We start from the raw sequence: 18756 nt of genomic DNA, 5'->3' as shown, positions 1-18756 counted from the left end.
CCCGTGAGGCTTAACCATACAACGCCTAAGTAGCTTTTACTTAGAAGTTGTGAGTTAAAGACTGACTAATTAAAAAAGTTAGAGTAGCGTTACTCTGATTGATGAAGATATCCAGCTTTCCAGAATTGTTATCTTAGTGATGTGTAAACATCATTAAGACAAAAGTTTATGCCTGACGGCAATAGCGACGTGGTACCACCTGAATCCATTCCGAACTCAGAAGTGAAACGCGTTAGCGGCGATGGTAGTGTGGGGTCTCCCCATGTGAGAGTAGCACACCGTCAGGCTCCCAATTACGAAGAAGCCCGCTCATCTGAGCGGGCTTTTTTCGTTTCTTTTCTCTGGTCAGAGTCTCTGCTAGTCAAAAGCCATAACATTAAGGCTGAATCACTTTTTGCCGGAGCCAGCCACTCAGTTATTTAAAATATAATTGTCTGTCTACCGAAGGATTTCAGAAGAGGGATGATCATTGAAAAGTTGATAGAAAAGGGGAGCAGAGAGAGAAACGGACAGCCAAACCGGACACCGATTGTGAGTATCCGGAGGGATCATAAAAAAGAAGACTTACTGAGAAGTGAACTTAGTGCGCTGGAAAAACATCCATTCCAGAGACACAAATGCGATGAGCATGGTTACCGGCACCTGATGTGACGGAATGAATCCCAGAGATTTGAATAAGATACTGGCAATAAATGCATAAGCGAGCAGGCCGGTATGCTTAAGAATTGACGCCCAGTCCGCGGGCTTCAGTATGGCTTTCCAGTTAAACACTGTTCCTCCTATCCGGTGACTAAGTCGAAGCTCCCTGTCAGCACCTGAAGGTCGTCCTGCAAGGGATGTAAACGTTATATCGGATAAAGTGTGCCAGTGAAATGGCTCTGCGTTGAATTACCGGAAGGGGCGGCTAACGGGTTAAAATAAACCCAGTTGCTGGTTGTCTATATCATCATAGTTGATCCCTGTTGCCGGCAGGATGCTTTCAGCAATGGGTCTGATTTGTTTTTCAATATAGTGTTCATAGTCAGGTGGTTGAGTGACATACCCGACAGCCTGCGGTCCTGCTATAGTGACAACATAACGCACTGTAGTTTTGTGCTGGTATTGCAGAGGTTTGCCTGTTGCCAGATTCATCTCATCAGCCTGACGTGCAGCTTTAACATGAGGCGGTTGCGTGCGTGTATAAGCATTCAGAGGCTTTCTGAGGCGCCTTGCGTACACCAGAAAGTCATCCAGTTTACCGGCGCGGATATCACTGAGTAATGTTCTGATGTAATCCACAGGAGACTGTTCTGCGAAGACAAGGGCGTAAAGCTTTTCCTGAAATTGACGTGCCAGCGCAGTCCAGTCTGATCTGACATTTTCCAGCCCTTTGAAAATCAGTTGTTCCTTACCCTCTTTTACCACCACGCCGGCATAACGCTTCTTGCTACCTTCTTCTGAACCACGGATTGTGGGCATAAAAAAGCGGCGGAAGTGGGTTTCAAATTCAATTTCAAGATGACAGTGTAAATCAAAATCCTGTTTTAACGTCTCACGCCAGCGGCGGTTGATCATGTCCTGTAACTGCGTACCAATTAATTCAGCTTGCCGGGGTGTGCAGTCATCACCTGTGAATACAAATGTAGAGTCCGTATCGCCGTAAATCACTTCGTAGCCGGCTTCTTGTATCCAGCCGGCAGTGGTTTGCATGATGTCGTGTCCCCGCATAGTGATCGAGCTGGCAAGACGGGGATCGTAGAAAGGGCAACCGCCACTACCGAGCACACCGTAAAATGAATTCATCAAAATTTTTATCGCCTGAGAGCGCGGCGCATCCTGCTGCTGTTTAGCTTCATCACGTTGTTGCCAAAGTCCTGCAATGATATCGGGCAGAAAATGCTCCGTGCGGGAGAACATGGCTCCTCTGTAACCTTCTATGGCGTTTTCAGGGTGCAGTAACCCTTCAGCCAGACCAAGGGGGTCAATAAGAAAAGTTCTTATGATAGAGGGATACAGGCTCTTAAAATCCAGTACCAGTACATTCTTATACAGCCCGGGTCTGGACGTCATCACGTAGCCTCCCGGGCTTGCAAGACCGCCATTCTCCGGGCGGATTCCACATATATATCCCTGTCTGTGCAGCTTAGGCAGATATACGTTTATAAACGCTGCAACTGAGCCGCCGGGCCGGGTCATATCCAGTCCGGTAAGGGTGCTGCGTAAAATGAGAAAATCAATGAAACGTGTATGTTCCGCGATGTCGTTTACCAGAACACAATCCTGATGATTGTATGCGAGTAGCTGAGAAGGATTCTCGCGGTATAAGGTTTTAATTTCTTCAAGTTTATCCCCGCCGGTAATCAGCTTTCTTTTATTCAGCAAGGCATTTGCAACAAAGTCCAGTGCGAAGCTTTCGAACTGCCAGGTCATGGTTTTCAGCGCATCAATGCCATCAATGATACAGCGGCCGGGAATCTCTGCTATCACCTGTGAGCCGTCTTCCCACTCCCGTACGGTAAGGGTTTCTCCCTGGCGGCCCAATGTCAGCGGAATGCCTTGTCGCCGTGCCATTCTGTTAAGCACAGCGAGGTCAAACTGCTTGATGTTCCAGCCCAGTATGACATCAGGATCCAGCTTTGCGACAGCCTTGCAGAAAGCGGTAAGGACTTCTTTTTCACCGGGCAGATTAATGACATCAAAGGTCGCAAATTCGTCAGTGACCGGTGTGGTTCCTGCAGTATTCAGCCATACACGGTTCATGGTCTCAGAAGCAACAGCGATGGAATACAGGTTTTCCTTTTCATCACACTCAATATCAACAGATACGCTGGTCAGTTGCGGACGAAACTGTGCCCCTTTCACTTTGGCGTTCACAACCTCATTATGAACCTGCGTCCCGTAAAAACTTACAGCTCCGTACGCAAAACGCTCCATCAGAAAACGGTCTTCAGACTTAATATCTCCCTCGTACAGTGGCAGCCCTGCGCTCTGCATCCCGCGACGTAATTTGTGCCTTGTGAAGTCGTCAGCACACCGCAGTAGTATGACTTCTTCCTGTTCCAGGGTTTTGAAATTGACCGCTTCCGGGGTGATATCCAGGCCTTTCGCCCGGATCAGATTTTGAACCTGTTCCAGATGAGATGTTCTGATGAAGGAAACGCTGGTTTGTGGCTCAGAGATAAGCCGCACCGGACCATTCTCAGTGGAAATCCACAATTCAACGCATTCGCGGCTATCCCTGCGAATGGTCCGGCGGGATAAAATGAAGCCTTTGCCTGTCACTATTGAGATTGTCCGTCCGTAGCAGAGGGCTGACCGGTCACTATTTTATCTCTGCCAGTTTCCTTTGCCTCGTACAACGCTTCGTCTGCGACAGCAACTACTCTGGTCATATTGGAAAACGAAGTGGCATCGACAAGGCCGACGGATAACGTGACCTGCATCGTTTTGATTTTCAGTTCATCAGGAATTTTCCGGACGCTGCCGGCAAAACGCTCAAGCATGTCCAGCGCGTCGTTCGTCCCGGTATGGGGAAACAGGAAAAGAAATTCCTCTCCACCAATACGGCCCAGAATATCCGTTTTCCTGAAATGCTTTTGCGCCTTTCTGCCAAAGGCCCTGAGCACATCATCCCCGGTTTGATGGCCGTACTTGTCGTTAATTTGTTTAAAATGATCGAGGTCAATAACCGCTGCTGTCAAAGGCGTTTTGTGTCTTTGGGCCATCTGATACTGTAACTCAGCATCTTCCATGGTTTTCCGGCGTGTCATTAAACCAGTCAGGCCGTCATAGTTTGCCAGTTGTTCAAGGCGTTTCTGATGACGTTTCCCATTAAAATACAGCCAGCTCAGCAGGCCACATACCACAATAAGCAATCCGATAAGTGCAATTGTATAGCGCTGAAGGCGCTGTTCATTCTTTAACTGGTTTTGCTGACGTAAATTTTGCTCTTCCAGCAGGGCATTTTGCGCCCGCTGCTTTTCCACATCGAAACGGGTCTGTAATTCCAGAATTCGCCTGGAGTTAATTTCTTTCTGTAACAAAGCGCGGTTCTGCCTGTTTTGCAGTAATACCAGATAGGCAGACTGGTGCTCACCTTTGGCGGCAAAAGCGCGGGCTTTTGTATCTGCAATGGCAATTCGTTGTGACAAAAAGGATTCACCCGTGGCCATTTCCTCAGCTCTGGCCAGTCTGCGTAAAGCCTCTTCCGGCTGACCCTGATCAACGGCAATTTGTGCCTTTTCAATTAAGACTTTAATTTGCATAAACGGATTGCCAGCCTGCATAAACAGACTGAGGGCATCATCTAAAAACGGCGATGCATCGGCGGTCATCCCCCGGTCAATCAGCTCAGATGCAATAGCTTCATAACTGAATGCAGCACCCTGTAAATCGCGGATGTTAAGGGCAATATCTGCAGATTCAAGAAGCAGGGTCATGCCTTCATCACCATCGCCGGTTTGGATAGTGGCTTTGCCTAATCCAAACAGGGTATTCGCCAGTTCAAGGCGCACATTATTTTGCCGGTACCAGGTTTCAGCTTCGCGATAGAAACGCAATGCCATTTCAGGTTCCTGCCGGTATTCGTATACAAGGGCAATCATGCTGGCAAAATCAGCCCGGCTGAAAAAAGCACCCGGAGATTCAAGCCGGCGGTAACCTTCCTGAAATAACGCAAGGGCTTCGCTGTACTGGTTTAAAGTTACATTGATATAACCGTTCACACTGATTGCATAAAACAACAGGGCTTCGTCATCACCGTCACGGGCCCGGGCCAGCGATTCTGCCGCAGCAGAGATCATGGATTGAGCAAGACCCAGTCCGTCTCTGGCTTCTGCCAGCGCCAGCGTCAGATAGTCATTTAAAGGGGGAGGCGGTGCCAGTGCCAGACCTGCTAAAGCGGCTTCTTCCGCTTTTTCATGCAAAGCAAGCGCGCCATTTGCACGGCTGATGAGGTAAAAATGCAGGGCTCGCTGTTCTGAAGACAGTTCATCATTGCTGGCCGGTAATGCGTCGAGTACGTCCTGCGGAGAGTTTCTTACACCGGCAAGATGCACGGCGGCATCACCTGTCCACAAGTCTGCGAATACGTTGAAACTGAGAATACTGAAAGCAAGCAGGCCTGCCAGGTATCTTTTAAACCGGTAAGCCGGATACATCACTGTTCCTGTCAGCATAAGAAAAAGACGGTGTATCATAGCCTGATGCGGGCGGGAGGCCAAACATAACCTGCAACAGTTCAGCCCGGGAATATTAATGTGCTTCGTCGTCCGGGGTCAGTACCGGTAAAGTGACTTCAAATACGGTACCTTTACCCACCTTACTACTGACTGAAATTTTGCCTTCATGTTGTTCTATGGCTGTATAAGCCACTGATAACCCGAGCCCCTGACCCAGCCCTTCCGGTTTGGTTGTGAAGAACGGATCAAATATCTTCTTAACGTGCTTTTCTTCAATGCCTTCACCACTGTCGATGATCTTGATGCGGACCGTTGTGTCATCACCATGCACATCTACTTTTACAAACCCTTTATGATTGATGGACTGGGCCGCATTGATCACCATATTCATCAAAGCCTGTTTAAGGCTGCCCGGCTCGCAATAGATTTTCAGGCCGGCGGGTTCACAGGTGACTTTAAACGTGGGCTTTTTGTATTGGACTGATACCAGCTCTGCCATCTGCTTTACCGCTTCATCCAAATCCATCAGTTGCCATCCGGCCGAATCTTCCAGTGCAAACCGCTTAAGGTTCTCGACAATGTCCCGCACACGGATAAGGCCGTCTCTGGACTCATCAATCAGCGGAGTCATATCGTCTTTTAATAAGTCGTAATGATGCTCTTCCAGAAGGCCCGTGATTAGCGTGCGTGTTTTTTCATCGGTATTTTCAATATTGTCTGCCAGCGTGTCGCACAAGGTTATCAGGTGTTCACCGTATTGCTTTAAAGTGTCCAGATTGGCTGAGACAAAGCCAATGGGATTATTGATTTCGTGGGCAATGCCGGCTGCCAGTTGTCCCGTAGAAGCCATTTTTTCTGCCTGGATAAGCTGGCTTTGCGCTGAGTCGAGTTTCTTGATGAGTTTAAGTTGTTCTTCATGCTCACGTTTCAGCGCTTTGGATAATTCCTGCTGGGCAATGAAGTAACTGGCCTGGGCGGTAACGTCCTGAAGGAAAATACACGCCAGCTTGCCATGCTCCGGAGAAGATAAGGGCACGATTTCCATATTCTGGTACATCTGTGTCTCTTCACCGGTAATGGGGCGGCTACTTTTAAACGGAAAAATATGCGGGCGTTGTTCCCAGTAGCTGAAACTGGGATGTTGAAGAACGAAGACAGATTTAATTCTGCGGCGCAGAAACTTTTCCTGCTCTGGAAAGAGCTCTGCTACCGGCTTTTCCATGTAGTCAGCACGGAGTCCGGTTTCCATGCGGTCGATAAAAAAGTCGTTGAGGAAAATGACCTGGTAATCTTCATTTACAATGCAGATCCCAACCGGTAATTTGCCAAAAAGTTGCTCGAACATTAACCCAGCAATTCATCAATAGTTTCGGTTAGCCGTACCAGTGACGCACGGTCGAGACAAAAGACTACCCGCATGGAGAATGAAGAGAGCTCAATATCGAACTGCACTTCCATTACCAGGCTATGCTGCCAGTTAAGTTCGGTGAATGATGCCTTATTCGGAGAAAACAATGTTGGCATATTCAGATTAGTTGCCAGTTCAAGCTGGTTCGATAAACCGGCCAGACAAGCGCCGGCCAGAATATTTGACAGCTCCAGTATGGTTTCTTCAATATCACTCTGGCTGAGCGGAGCCTCGTATTCGAGCAGGCTGGCCACTTCGGTTAAACCCTGCTCTGATACTACCGCCATCACTTCACCCTGGATATCTCCAAGGAAAGATTGTCTGGTGTAAAACGCATTTTCACTGCGATTAATAAGTGTAAATAATTCGGCTGGCGTAACGGCTGATATTTTAGGTATGGAGATACCTATTTTAGTTTCTATCAGGTGCGCCAGCGAATTAGCAGCTTGCCCCATAGAGATATTCATTAGCTCCTGAAGGGCGTCACGTTGATCTTCTGTGAGGGAAATAACACTGCTCATAGATACCCCAGCTCAAACAATGTCATGGCTAATTCTTCTTTATCGAGAGGCTTTCTGATGAATTTGTGCGCCCCCAGATCCATAACAATGCGTTGTTTTTCAGGCTGGAAGTCAGCACTGATCACAATCACATCTGGTCTTTCTTCTTTGTCCGCGAGGTATTCAAGCACACCAACACCGTCCACCTCGGGCATAGTCAGGTCGAGTAATAGTAATCTGAACCCGTTCTTTTCGAGCAGATCAATTGCTTCCCTGCCATTCGCAGCTTCTGTGACAGTAAACTCGATTTCAGGCGGAAGCGCTTTTAGTACACTTCTTCGTGACAGACGCGAGTCATCGGCCACAAGTAGCGGAACTGTCATTCTTACCTCCAGACAATTTCGAACCTATCATGAGTATTTGCGATATTTTCATTCCTGCAAGTCCACCTGAAAAAAAATCTTTCAATTTCGACTATTTGCTAATATCACGTCATTTTGAGTATAGGTCTTTTGTGACATTTGTGTGTTATTCTTTAGGTGAAATTTTCTGCACAAATGTCACTAAAAGCTTCCCGAATCCAGTGTAGCTAACTTCTCACCTGTGCTACCGGATGCAACGCCATAATCTGATATAAGCCGTCATACTTAAGAACTTTACAAACGGCTGCCTGCTTTCATTTTCTCCAGTTGAGAAACCATTGCCTGAGCGATATTTTCGAGTGGCAAAATCTTTTCCGCCGCCCCCAGCGAGACGGCAACTTTAGGCATGCCGTATACCACACAGGTGTCTTCATTCTGACAAATGGTGAATGCACCTTTCTCTTTCAGCGCCAGCAACCCGTCTGCGCCGTCTTTACCCATACCTGTCAGCAAACTGGCCACTACGTTACTGCCGGCAGATTCAACCAGCGAGGTAAACATCATATCCACTGAGGGCTTGTGGCCACTGACACGGGGCCCGTCATTTAATCTGATCCGGTAATCGGCACCACTGCGGATGATCTCCATATGTTTATCGCCGGGAGCCAGGTAGCCGTGGCCGGGAAGTAAACGCTCATCACCCCGGGCTTCCACAATTTTTAACTGGCTGCAGGCATCCAGCCGCTTTGCAAAGGTGCTGGTGTAACCCGGTGGCATATGCTGGGTGATAACCGTCGCCGGTGCATTGGCCGGTAACGCACTGACTATGGTTTTTATCGCTTCCGTGCCGCCGGTAGAAGCGCCGATGGCGATGATTTTCTCAGTACTTGAATAGGTGAGTGCTGTCGTTGTTTTAACTGTGGCCGGCTTTTGCTGACGTACCCGCGAGCGGGCTGCCATACGTATCTTTGATAAAATCAATTCGCGGTATTCTTCTATTCCCTGCACAACTCCCAGTTTGGGTTTAGGGATAAAATCAACAGCGCCAAGCTCCAGTGAACGGATGGTGGCATCAGCGCCTGCTTCCGTGAGGGTGGATATCATTACCACCGGCGTGGGACGTGCTTTCATCAGTACATCGAGGAAACGCAGGCCGTCGACCTTGGGCATTTCTATATCCAGAGTGATGACATCCGGATTGTGTTCCTGCACCATCTTTTTAGCGACATAGGCATCGGGTGCGGCACCAACCAGCTGCATATCGCTTTCGCTTTTTACGATTTCGCCAAGCAGATTTCTGATTAACGCGGAGTCGTCTACAACAAGTACTTTTATCGTCATGGCTCACCTAATCAAACTGTTCAAATTCACTCTGTTCAGGCCCTTGTTTCAACTTAATGCGGTAAGCACTTTCCCGGTCCATGATCGTTGAATTATTGAATTTCCGTATCCGTTTCACGAGTACCTGTCCTGAGTCAGGGAAGAAATATATTTTGCGGGCGTAGTCTTCCATTAAATCGCTGGCAACGATTGGAATGCACTCTCTTCGTAAGTAAGCAGTTACAAACTCTGAGTTCATCTGGCCAACATTGGTGACGGATATACCCGCAACCACATTTCCGCCGCCAAATACTTTGGCTTGCAGATGCCGCTTATCGGCACCTAAATTCATCATCTGATTAATCAACAACTCCATGGCATACATGCCATATCGGGAGGCTTCACAAAATTCACCTTCAGAGCCTCTGTCTGAGGGCAACAAAAAGTGATTCATGCCGCACACGCCGTTGTGCAAATCCATCAGACAAGCAGACACACAGGAGCCGAGAACTGTGACCATCAGTGTGTCATTGCCGGTAGAAAAATACTCTCCCGGCAGAATTTTTACAGCCTGCCGGACAAAGCGGGGATCATAATATGTGTTGGCTTCGTGCCCCACGCCGTCCATGAAGGTTTCAGCCATAGCGTCTGTCTTCACGGGCCGGTTTGTAAATGGTTTTCCCCACTGGCGTAACGATCTGTGAATCCTTATTGAAGTTCTCTGAATGTCCGGCGATGTATAAACCGTCATCCGGTAACAGTGCCACCATGCGTTTCAAAATATTCAACTGGGTGGGCTTATCAAAATAAATCATCACGTTACGGCAGAATATGACATCAATGGGTCCCCGTATTGGCCAGGTCACATCCATCAGATTGATGCGTCTGAAATTGACATTTTTTCGCAGTTCCGGTACTACCCGCACTTTACCTTTCTGGCTGCCTTTACCTTTGTGCAAAAACTTCTTGCACTGGTGCGGTGTCAGTTTGGTTGTCGCCTCGCTGTTGTATATGCCTGCGCTGGCTTTCGCCAGTACCTGGCTGTCAATGTCTGACGCAATGATCGATACCGGATTATCAAAACTGTCGAACACCTCTGCCACTGTCATTGCGATGGAGTAGGGCTCTTCGCCGGTACTGCTGGCTGAACACCATATTGTCCGCTGGCCCGGATGCGTCCGCAGGTAATTTGCCAGCGCATCAAAGTGGTGGGCCTCACGGAAAAATGAAGTCAGGTTTGTCGTCAGGGCATTGATGAAGTTCTCGTCTTCTTCAGGCGTACGTTTCAGGTATGTGAGATAGTCATCGAAGCTGTTCAGCGACAACGCCCGCAGTCTGCGGGCGAGTCTGCTGTAAACCAGTGAATCTTTCGTATCTGTAAGATTGATTCCTGCCTTTTGATATAAGGTTTGTCTGACTCTCTCAAAATCCTCTTTATTAAACGCAAATTCTTGCCGGGCGCTCTGGCTCATACCGGCCCATCTCCTTTAAAAACTTTCCCATTCTTCCGTATCTTCAGGAGCCGCTGCCTTTACTGCAGGTTTGCTGCTTTTCCCGTTTGATCCGATTGCTGCTGCCGGCTTGCGGGACTGAGATTTCGGTCTTGCACTAATGGCAGGCAGGTCTTCCATCGGGTCTGCTGAGCGGTCTTTATCACTTAATTTAAATGTGGCAACACGCTCTGACAGTTGTGCTGCCTGCTGACGCATACTTTCCGCTGCTGCTGCTGCTTCTTCAACCAGCGCCGCGTTCTGCTGCGTCATCTCATCCATTTGCGTGACGGCTTTACTGATTTCGTTTATGCCGTTGGACTGTTCAGAAGACGCCGCAGCAATTTCTGACATAATGTCGTTAACCCGCTTAATTGAGGTAACCACTTCGCCCATGGTGTCACCGCTCTGTTTCACCAGCGTGTTGCCGCTGCCAATCTTATCTACCGAGTCTGAAATCAGCTCTTTGATGTCCTTTGCAGCTTCTGCAGAGCGCTGTGCCAGCGTTCTTACTTCGGAGGCGACTACCGCAAATCCGCGTCCCTGTTCACCGGCACGGGCGGCTTCTACGGCAGCATTCAGCGCCAGAATATTGGTCTGGAAGGCGATGCCGTCTATTACACCGATAATGTCTGAAATTTTCTGGGCTGACTCGTTGATGCTGCCCATGGTTTCTACCACACGCTGAATCATATTGCCGCCGTTTACGGCGATAGATGAAGCCTGTGATGCCAGACTGTTGGCCTGCTCCGCATTCTCTGCATTCAGGCGCACAGTACCGGTCAGTTCTTCCATTGAGGATGCCGTTTCTTCCAGACTGGACGCCTGCTGCTCTGTCCGGCTGGATAAGTCTGCATTTCCGCTGGCGATCTCACTGGACGCACTGCTGATTGTTTCAACAGCATGGTTGATGCGTGAAATGGTGACCCGCATATCACGGATGAACTGGTTGATAGACTCACCCAGCACTTTGAACTCGCCTTCAAACTCGTGTTCAATCTCGCAAGTCAGGTCGCCTTTCGCCAGTTGGGTCATAACTTGTTTAATATCGTAAACTGCAGTGGTACGGGCGGTGACATCGGTTGCGTATTTCACCACGCGGAAAGGTTTGCCATTCTGGTTCAGAATGGGGTTATAAGAAGCCTGAATCCAGATTTCCTTGTTGCCTTTACCAAAACGTTTGTACTCGCCGGACTGGTAGACACCGTGATTCAATTGATCCCAGAACGAACGGTAATCATTGCTGTTGCGGGTTTCCTGATCCACAAACATACTGTGATGTTTACCTTTAATTTCATCGAGGGTATAGCCAAGCGTGTTGAGGAAATTCTCGTTGGCGTGGATAACCATGCCGTCCATATCAAACTCAATCACAGCCTGGGATTTGCCAATAGCTGAAATCTGACCTTCGAAATAAGCGGTACGTAACTTTTCTTCGGTAATGTTGGTCGCGTATTTCACTACTTTGAAAACATTGCCGTCCATATCCAGAATAGGGTTGTAGGAGGCCTGAATCCAGATTTCCTCACCGGCTTTATTAATTCGCTTAAACTCACCGGAGAAGAATTTACCTTTCTTCAGGTCAGCCCAGAATTGAGAGTATTCCTCTGAGCCCCGGGTTTCTTTATCTACAAACATTCTGTGATGCTTGTCTTTTATTTCATCAAGGGTGTAACCCACTGTGTTCAGGAAGTTATCATTAGCCCACTGGATAATACCGTCCACATTGAACTCAATGACCGCCTGAGATTTACCGATGGCGTTAATTTGCCCTTCAAAGTAAGCATTTTTCAGTTTTTGTTCAGTAATCAACGTGGCGTATTTAACGACTTTGAAAACCTTGCCGTTCATATCAATAATCGGGTTGTAAGATGCCTGAATCCAGATCTCGTTGCCGCCTTTGGCAACCCGTTTATATTCCCCTGACTTAAAGTTGCCGCCCCGTAATTCATTCCAGAAATTGCTGTAAGCAGCACTGATTTTTTCAGACGGCTCAACAAACATGCTGTGGTGCTGGCCCTTTATTTCATCCAGGTTGTAGCCGGTGGCACTTAAGAAATTGTCATTGGCCCACTGAATGTTGCCGGAAGTATCAAATTCAATAACGGCCTGAGCTTTACCAATTGCTTCAATCTGGCCTGAATAATCGGCATTTTTCAGTTTTTCTCTGGTTATATCGATAGCAAACTCAACCACTTTGGTGACCTTGCCGGCAGTGTCGAAAATCGGGTTATACGAAGCCTGCACCCAGAACTCTTTGTCATCTTTGCCAAAGCGTTGATACTCCCCGGAGTCAATTTCGCCGCGCCGTAATTTATCCCAGAAGTCTTTATATACCTGATTGTGAACCAGCTCCTGTTTCACGAAAGCGCTTTGATGTTTTCCCAGAGCTTCTGCCCGGCTATAGCCAGTGAGCTTAAGAAAATTCTCATTCACGTCGATGAGTTCACCCTCTGCTGTGTATTCGGCCAGAGCCTGAACCCGGTGAAGGGCCTCCAGCATGCCTCTTTTCAGCAGAAGTTCTGTTTGATCCACCCATTCCACCATGGTGCCCACTGAGTGGCCTTCTTCGTCCTTCAGCGGGGTGAGGGTGAGTTTAAAATTAACTTTGCCCACAATGATATTCGAAGACATCGGACGCTTTAGCTCTGCCAGCATGCCTTTTTGATGAGCGGGGTTCTTATGGAACTGATCGATGTTCTCGCCAATCAGATTGTCTGCTGAAAAGTGCGGCAATACTTTCTGCAATTCTGCTTCGTTATCCTTTAACAACTTAACGACAGCTTTGTTGGCGTAGACAATATTTCTGTCTGCGTCAGCCATCATGATGCAGCAGGTAGAAGCATCGACAGCCTGCGATTTACGCAGCATCTGAATTTTCTGATCACGCGAAGCTTCGCTGTTGATCCAGTCAAACATACCCATAATTACTCTCCCTCACCGGTCAGTTGCTCTGCAACAAGACCGATTTCTTCGCTGGAAATTAGTTGTTCAATGTTAACCAGAATGACCATATGGTCATCCACAGTTGCCAGCCCCTTCAGGAACCGGCTGTCGAATATCACCCCGAAATCAGGTGGTGGCCTGACTTCATCTTCCGTAAGGCGTACAACATCCGAGACGCCATCAACGACTATGCCCACAACACGGTTATGAACATGTAGCATGATGACAATGGTGAATTCATTGTAGGTCGGATCCGGAATATTGAATTTAATCCGTAAGTCGACGATGGGTACGATGTCACCGCGAAGATTCAGCACGCCTTTGATAAATTTGGGCGCATTGGCGATAGGTGTGACTTTCTCGTAGCCGCGAATTTCTTTTACTGAGGTAATATCGAGGGCATATTGCTCAGAGCTTAAAATGAAGCTTAAGTATTCCTGAACATCTTTAGATGCGAGATGGTCTCTGGCATGGGCACTCATGATACTTTTTCCTCTTCATGAACAGGTTTGCACAAGTCTGCGATGGCATCTGCATCCAGGATCATGGCAACACGGCCATCTCCCATGATGGTGGCACCGGATATGCCGGGTACTTTACGGTAGTGCTGTTCGAGACTCTTGATCACCACCTGTTGCTGGCCGAGCAGAGAATCGACCTGAATAGCAAAGCGACGTTTGCTGCTTTCCAGCAGTACAACAATCCCTTTCGTGGGGTTCGTAACAGCATGGTCCACATGCATCATCTGGTGAATCGGTACCAGAGGCCAGTACTGCTCTCTTATCCACAGCAGATGTTCGTTCTTAATCAGTTTGAGCTGTTCTTTTACCGGTTGCAGTGATTCGATAATATTTACCAGCGGGATGACGAAAATCTGGTCGCCCACGGCAGCACAAATCCCGTCTACAATAGCCAGCGTAAGTGGCAGATGGATATGAAATGATGACCCCAGTCCTTTATGTGAATCAATTTCAATCCGGCCGCCAATAGCTTCAATGTTCCGGCGGACAACGTCCATACCAACACCCCGACCGGACACGTCGGTCACTTCAGCTGCCGTAGAAAATCCGGGCTGGAAGATCAGTAACCAGACCTCGCTGTCAGGCATATCCGGTGTCACCGGCAGGCCATTTTCTGTTGCTTTGGACAGAATGCGTTCACGACTGAGTCCTGCCCCGTCATCAATAATGCTGATGACAATCGAACTGCCACGCTGTGCAGCCCGTAAAATCACGGTACCATTTTCAGTTTTGCCTGATGCGACCCGGTCTGCCGGCTTCTCTACACCATGATCGATACTGTTTCGAACCAGGTGAGTCAGAGGGTCGACCAGCTTTTCAATCATGCTTTTATCGATTTCAGTTGCGCCGCCTTCAATAACGAGGTCAACTTTTTTACCGAGTTTAGAAGACAGATCCCGCACAACACGGGGGAAGCGGTTAAACGTCATATTCACCGGCAGCATACGCATGGACATTGCCGATTCCTGAATCTCGCGGGTATTACGCTGCAGTTCTGCAATGGCCGTCTGCAACTTCTGACCTATGGCTCCGGTAACTTCATCACCAATCATCGACAACATGGACTGGGTAATAACCAGTTCACCCACCAGGTTTACCATCTGATCAATTTTCAGGGTGTCTACACGAATAGAAGACGCTTCTTTGTTAGCCGCAGATTTCGCTGCAGCTTTCTTAGCCGCAGGTTTAGCGGCAGCTTTTGCCGCCTCTGCCGATGCGGCTTTGGCATCTTCTGCAACGGCTTCAACCGGTTTGAAGAAACCGTAACCTTGCTTTTCTTCCGGTGATGCAGCAGGTTGAGGCTCATCATCAAAGAAGCCAAACCCGTCTATATCGTCATCTTTTGCTTCTGCTTTTGCCGCTTCATTTTCTGTGTTTTCTGCGACTTCCGCTGTTTCTGCTGCGGGCTCGTCATCATCATCATCGAAAAAGCCGAAACCATCGATATCATCGTCGTCTGCCGCAGCGCTTTCTGCAGCGGGTTGCGGAGCATCTGTTGCCTGTCCGTCGGCTGCAGCCAGCGCTTTTTCAAGGGCTGCTACACCGGAGTCTATGTCAGATTGAGGAAGCTCACTGCCGGTTCGGTATGCATCCAGAATGACCTTAAGTAAGTCTACCGTTTCAAGAAACAAATCAACGGTAGGCACGTCCAGCGAAATGGTTTGCTTACGGGCTTTGTCGAGCAAATTCTCCATGACATGGGTGAGCCCGGTAAGCGCATCAAAACCGAAGATTCCACTGCCACCTTTGATTGAGTGGGCGGCCCGGAAAATACTGTTGAGCTGCTCAAGATCGGGATCTTCGACATCCAGTTCCATGAGGAGCTGTTCCATGTCATCCAGGTGTTCCTGACTTTCGTCGAAGAAGACCGCGTGGAATTGTTCGATATCGATAGACATAGTGACGCTTCCTGTTACAACTAACCGAGAACCTTACCTACAACCGCAAGTAATTTGGCAGGGTCGAAAGGCTTAACCATCCAGCCTGTGGCACCGGCAGCTTTCCCTTTTGCCTTCATGTCGTCACCCGCTTCCGTGGTGAGCACGATAATGGGCGTACGGGCATAGGCTGACATACCGCGAAGGTTTTTGATCAGCGTCAAACCGTCCATTCTTGGCATATTCTGGTCAGTTAAAACGAAGTCGAAGCGTTTCACTTTGCATTGATCTAACGCATCCTGTCCGTCTACGGCGGTAGTTACAGGGTAACTGGCTGACTTTAAGGTCACTTCTACCATCTGGCGGATTGATGGTGAGTCATCAACAATGAGGATATTCTTACTCATAATACTCCCGACAATTTTTTCACGTGTTGCGCCGAATCCGGCGATTCCATGTCATCCCGGCTAACAAGCGAGCCGCGCTGGTGGTTGCTAAAATAATTCAATTTCTCCGGCATCGATGCTGCTGGCAGATACCGGATTATGATCGAGGTTAGCCCGGTTTTTCATGCTGCTCTGCAGCTCTTCCAGGTTCTTTTTAACCGTGGCAATATCATTGGTTCCCAGCAGAGGCAGTTGCTCATTAACGATTGTGAGCATTTCCTGGGTATAGGTGAGGTTCTGACCGTTAATGTCGCCAAACTGCATGCCGCGGATAGCAGAGCCGATAGCACTGTCCAGCTGACCGGAGATCCCTTCAAGTTCATTCGTTGTGTTCGCGTCGCTCTCAGCTTTTACGATAATCGCGTCCAGCTCTCCCTGAATGTCCCGCTTTGCTGTAATGATATAGCTTGTATCCTGGGCGGCGAGTGTGCGGACATCCTGCGTGAGTTCATCAATTTGCACGCCGATGTTTTCCATCTGTTTCTTGATAACGCCGCTGAACTGAGTGGAGCGGTTCGACAGAGCACGAACTTCGTCTGCAACAACAGCAAAGCCGCGGCCTGCTTCACCGGCACGTGCCGCTTCAATTGCAGCATTCAGTGCCAGCAGGTTAGTCTGGGCAGAAATATCATCAATATCGCCAAGGGCTTTAAGCACTGTAGGCATGGTGTCGTAGATACGGTTTACTTTTTCCAGAATGGTGGTGGTGCCTTCTGAAATCTGTTCGGTAGACTCAAGGAATTTATCCAGTGACTTCTCTGTTTCATCAGCAAAGGTACGCATGCGGTTTGAGTACATTTCGCCGCTGTCAGAATCTGCCTGAATCAGTCGGGTAATACAGGTGTTTTGCTCGCCTACAAGGCGTTGCAAATTGAGGAAAGCTTCACTTAGAGTGGTTACCGCATCGGTTTGTGTATTGAAAATGTCAGACAGGTTTTTCTCACAGTCACTGATAATTTTAGCCATATCCTGAGTTACCGACATCATATCGCCGGTGACTTCCTGTTGTTCAAATACAGGCTCAGCGTGTACAGCCTGAGTTTCGGCCTGTGGTTCTGTATCTCCTGATTGCATTTTTGCTGCCAGAAAAACGCCGATGGAAGAAACGACTATTGCCGGATAAGCAAGACCCACTGACACTAAACCAAAGCCCACAACAAGGCTCACGCCTGCACCAATCATTGCAATTGGTGGTGTATTTTTTATTCCGACCATAATTTGATTGTCACTCATCATAATACATTCCGGGATTGTTACTGCCTGCACGTTGTCGGCTTTTTCTGTCTCTTTGGGTCCAGACTGTGTGAAATTTTAGAAATTTACTGACCAAAAGGATTTGCCTGATGCGTTATCAGGCGCACGTTAATTTAAGTTATAGACAAGAATTTCAGTAATGAAAGGAATGTAGAAAAAAAATTCTCAATCGTCAGGAATGTCGTGATTGTCGCAATTGCGAACCGGATTAAGAGGGGGGATTATCAGGCATGCAGCAGAATGAGAGGCGCCTTACAGCACCTCTCATCGACCAGATTACATTGTGTTTAACGTACAGTTACGCCTTGTACATGGCTTCCAGCGCTTTTGGCATTGCGTCGACGTACATCTTCACATCTTCGATTTTACCGGTACTCACCCGCGACCAGGGCTTGTAAGTCCGGTACTGTCCGCGGATCAGCACATTTTCTGTTTCCATAGCAGCACGGAAGGCATTGGCATCGCCATTATCACCCAGATTCACAAAAACAAAGTTAGTCGCTGATGGCAGTGCCGTCAAACCATTCGCTTTAACTGCCGACATAATCATGTCTTTGGCTTCCATCACTTTATCCCGTGAGAAGTCTTTGAAGGCTTCATCTTTAAAGCTCGCAATCGCTGCTGCCAAGCCGGCCTGGTTGATGGAATAGCCGCCGAGACCATATTGATTGATAAAGCTGATATTTTCTTCTGAGCCAAGCATGTAACCCACACGCATGCCGGCCAGGCCATAAATTTTTGAGAAAGTACGCGCCACGATAATATTGTGGCCCTGATTGATCAGCGGGATCATTGAGTGTGCAGGGCCATCACTGATCAGTTCGTTATACGCTTCATCAACCAGCACCAGCGTTTTCTTCGAGGCTTTTATACAGAAATCCTGCAGCTTTTTCGTGTCGAGCACTTTGCCGGTCGGGTTATTCGGGTTGCAAATATGGACCATGGCAATGTTGTCATCGATAGCGTTGTACAGTGCATCGAGGTCAATATCCAGATCAGCTGTGTTGGGTACCCGCACAATATCCGGTCCGCCCTGGCTGATTGGGGCCTTAGATGTGGTGTCCCAGAAAAGATCCGGACCTAGTATTTTTCCCTTTGATGTGGCGGCATAAGCGGCGAAGGCCAGAATCAAACTGGAACCGGCGGTAATTGCCACATTTTCTTTTTTCAGGCCATACTCTTCTGCAATCATGTCAGTTAAGTACATGCCCGCCTGATAAGCATAATAGGCACCGCCGGTGGACGAGGCTTCTGCAATGGCTTTAAGAGCAGCAGGGCTCGGACCATAGGGGTTTTCATTTGCATTCAGCTTGGCGATGCCGGCCTGAGGGCCGTACATTACGTGAGGCGCCGCCACTGAAGAACCTGCTGCCAGCGCAGCAGGAGTAATAATACCGGTTGCGCCGGCTGCTGTAGCAGCCAGGCTGCCGCCTAAGAATAAACGTCGTGCAGGGTTGTAAGTCATAAATAAGT

15 protein-coding genes and 1 rRNA gene are annotated in these 18756 nt (G+C 48.4%); 1 reads left to right on the top strand and 15 read right to left on the bottom strand.

The features are described 5' to 3' along the window. The first annotated feature begins 171 nt into the window (after positions 1-171). A 5S ribosomal RNA gene (gene rrf, locus ACXAGC_RS06555) occupies positions 172-287 on the top strand. 277 nt (positions 288-564) lie between these two features. Here rrf and ACXAGC_RS06550 read toward each other — a convergent pair. From ACXAGC_RS06550 to ACXAGC_RS06480, 15 genes are all read right to left on the bottom strand, one after another. Then, on the bottom strand, positions 565-771 hold the full coding sequence (locus ACXAGC_RS06550; RefSeq protein WP_474843447.1) for a hypothetical protein: 207 nt from the start codon (positions 769-771) through the stop codon (positions 565-567). 141 nt (positions 772-912) lie between these two features. Then, a complete protein-coding gene (locus tag ACXAGC_RS06545; RefSeq protein ID WP_474843445.1) occupies positions 913-3261 on the bottom strand; it encodes a DNA polymerase II in 2349 nt (782 codons plus the stop codon). After that, positions 3261-5177 carry a GGDEF domain-containing protein gene (locus ACXAGC_RS06540; RefSeq protein ID WP_474843443.1) on the bottom strand — a complete coding sequence of 639 codons (1917 nt, stop codon included), beginning with the start codon at positions 5175-5177 and terminating at the stop codon, positions 3261-3263. The genes ACXAGC_RS06545 and ACXAGC_RS06540 overlap by 1 nt, the downstream gene beginning before the upstream one ends. A gap of 55 nt (positions 5178-5232) precedes the next feature. Then, positions 5233-6504, bottom strand: a complete 1272-nt coding sequence (locus tag ACXAGC_RS06535; protein WP_119502494.1) for a sensor histidine kinase — start codon at positions 6502-6504, stop codon at positions 5233-5235. Continuing rightward, entirely contained in the window at positions 6504-7088 is a 585-nt protein-coding gene (locus ACXAGC_RS06530; RefSeq protein WP_119502493.1) for a chemotaxis protein CheC, read from the bottom strand. The genes ACXAGC_RS06535 and ACXAGC_RS06530 overlap by 1 nt, the downstream gene beginning before the upstream one ends. Further along, positions 7085-7450, bottom strand: a complete 366-nt coding sequence (locus ACXAGC_RS06525; RefSeq protein ID WP_119502492.1) for a response regulator — start codon at positions 7448-7450, stop codon at positions 7085-7087. The genes ACXAGC_RS06530 and ACXAGC_RS06525 overlap by 4 nt, the downstream gene beginning before the upstream one ends. A gap of 273 nt (positions 7451-7723) precedes the next feature. Continuing rightward, positions 7724-8770, bottom strand: a complete 1047-nt coding sequence (locus tag ACXAGC_RS06520) for a protein-glutamate methylesterase/protein-glutamine glutaminase (RefSeq protein ID WP_119502491.1) — start codon at positions 8768-8770, stop codon at positions 7724-7726. 7 nt (positions 8771-8777) lie between these two features. Beyond that, on the bottom strand, positions 8778-9392 hold the full coding sequence (cheD, locus tag ACXAGC_RS06515; protein WP_474843439.1) for a chemoreceptor glutamine deamidase CheD: 615 nt from the start codon (positions 9390-9392) through the stop codon (positions 8778-8780). Further along, positions 9385-10221: a CheR family methyltransferase gene (locus tag ACXAGC_RS06510; protein ID WP_474843437.1), complete on the bottom strand. Its 837-nt coding sequence runs from the start codon at positions 10219-10221 to the stop codon at positions 9385-9387. Before ACXAGC_RS06510 ends, cheD begins: the two co-directional genes overlap by 8 nt. A 15-nt stretch (positions 10222-10236) precedes the next feature. Further along, complete coding sequence (locus tag ACXAGC_RS06505) at positions 10237-13164, bottom strand: methyl-accepting chemotaxis protein (protein WP_474843435.1); 2928 nt, start codon at positions 13162-13164, stop codon at positions 10237-10239. Positions 13165-13166: 2 nt separating this feature from the next. Beyond that, complete coding sequence (locus ACXAGC_RS06500) at positions 13167-13667, bottom strand: chemotaxis protein CheW (protein ID WP_119502487.1); 501 nt, start codon at positions 13665-13667, stop codon at positions 13167-13169. Further along, positions 13664-15604: a chemotaxis protein CheA gene (locus tag ACXAGC_RS06495; protein WP_474843432.1), complete on the bottom strand. Its 1941-nt coding sequence runs from the start codon at positions 15602-15604 to the stop codon at positions 13664-13666. Before ACXAGC_RS06495 ends, ACXAGC_RS06500 begins: the two co-directional genes overlap by 4 nt. A gap of 20 nt (positions 15605-15624) precedes the next feature. After that, on the bottom strand, positions 15625-15990 hold the full coding sequence (locus ACXAGC_RS06490; protein ID WP_119502485.1) for a response regulator: 366 nt from the start codon (positions 15988-15990) through the stop codon (positions 15625-15627). An 87-nt stretch (positions 15991-16077) separates the two neighbouring features. Continuing rightward, positions 16078-17265 (bottom strand): methyl-accepting chemotaxis protein, encoded by a 1188-nt coding sequence (locus ACXAGC_RS06485; RefSeq protein ID WP_474843430.1) that lies wholly within the window; start codon positions 17263-17265, stop codon positions 16078-16080. A gap of 316 nt (positions 17266-17581) precedes the next feature. Beyond that, a complete protein-coding gene (locus ACXAGC_RS06480) occupies positions 17582-18748 on the bottom strand; it encodes a pyridoxal phosphate-dependent aminotransferase (protein WP_474843428.1) in 1167 nt (388 codons plus the stop codon). Positions 18749-18756 lie beyond the last annotated feature (8 nt).

The organism is Alteromonas sp. AWJ4_197 (assembly GCF_056160285.1).
The sequence above is the reverse complement of the archived record's forward strand: the minus strand, read 5'-3'. Positions and strand labels throughout refer to the sequence as shown.

Excerpts from the sequence above, each read along its gene's own strand:
- ACXAGC_RS06525 (WP_119502492.1), bottom strand. The coding sequence starts at position 7,450 with ATGACAGTTCCGCTACTTGTGGCCGATGACTCGCGTCTGTCACGAAGA.
- ACXAGC_RS06510 (WP_474843437.1), bottom strand. The coding sequence starts at position 10,221 with ATGAGCCAGAGCGCCCGGCAAGAATTTGCGTTTAATAAAGAGGATTTT.
- ACXAGC_RS06530 (WP_119502493.1), bottom strand. The coding sequence starts at position 7,088 with ATGAGCAGTGTTATTTCCCTCACAGAAGATCAACGTGACGCCCTTCAG.
- ACXAGC_RS06520 (WP_119502491.1), bottom strand. The coding sequence starts at position 8,770 with ATGACGATAAAAGTACTTGTTGTAGACGACTCCGCGTTAATCAGAAAT.
- ACXAGC_RS06480 (WP_474843428.1), bottom strand. The coding sequence starts at position 18,748 with ATGACTTACAACCCTGCACGACGTTTATTCTTAGGCGGCAGCCTGGCT.
- ACXAGC_RS06490 (WP_119502485.1), bottom strand. The coding sequence starts at position 15,990 with ATGAGTAAGAATATCCTCATTGTTGATGACTCACCATCAATCCGCCAG.
- ACXAGC_RS06540 (WP_474843443.1), bottom strand. The coding sequence starts at position 5,177 with ATGATACACCGTCTTTTTCTTATGCTGACAGGAACAGTGATGTATCCG.
- ACXAGC_RS06500 (WP_119502487.1), bottom strand. The coding sequence starts at position 13,667 with ATGAGTGCCCATGCCAGAGACCATCTCGCATCTAAAGATGTTCAGGAA.
- ACXAGC_RS06535 (WP_119502494.1), bottom strand. The coding sequence starts at position 6,504 with ATGTTCGAGCAACTTTTTGGCAAATTACCGGTTGGGATCTGCATTGTA.
- cheD (WP_474843439.1), bottom strand. The coding sequence starts at position 9,392 with ATGGCTGAAACCTTCATGGACGGCGTGGGGCACGAAGCCAACACATAT.
- ACXAGC_RS06485 (WP_474843430.1), bottom strand. The coding sequence starts at position 17,265 with ATGATGAGTGACAATCAAATTATGGTCGGAATAAAAAATACACCACCA.
- ACXAGC_RS06495 (WP_474843432.1), bottom strand. The coding sequence starts at position 15,604 with ATGTCTATCGATATCGAACAATTCCACGCGGTCTTCTTCGACGAAAGT.
- ACXAGC_RS06505 (WP_474843435.1), bottom strand. The coding sequence starts at position 13,164 with ATGGGTATGTTTGACTGGATCAACAGCGAAGCTTCGCGTGATCAGAAA.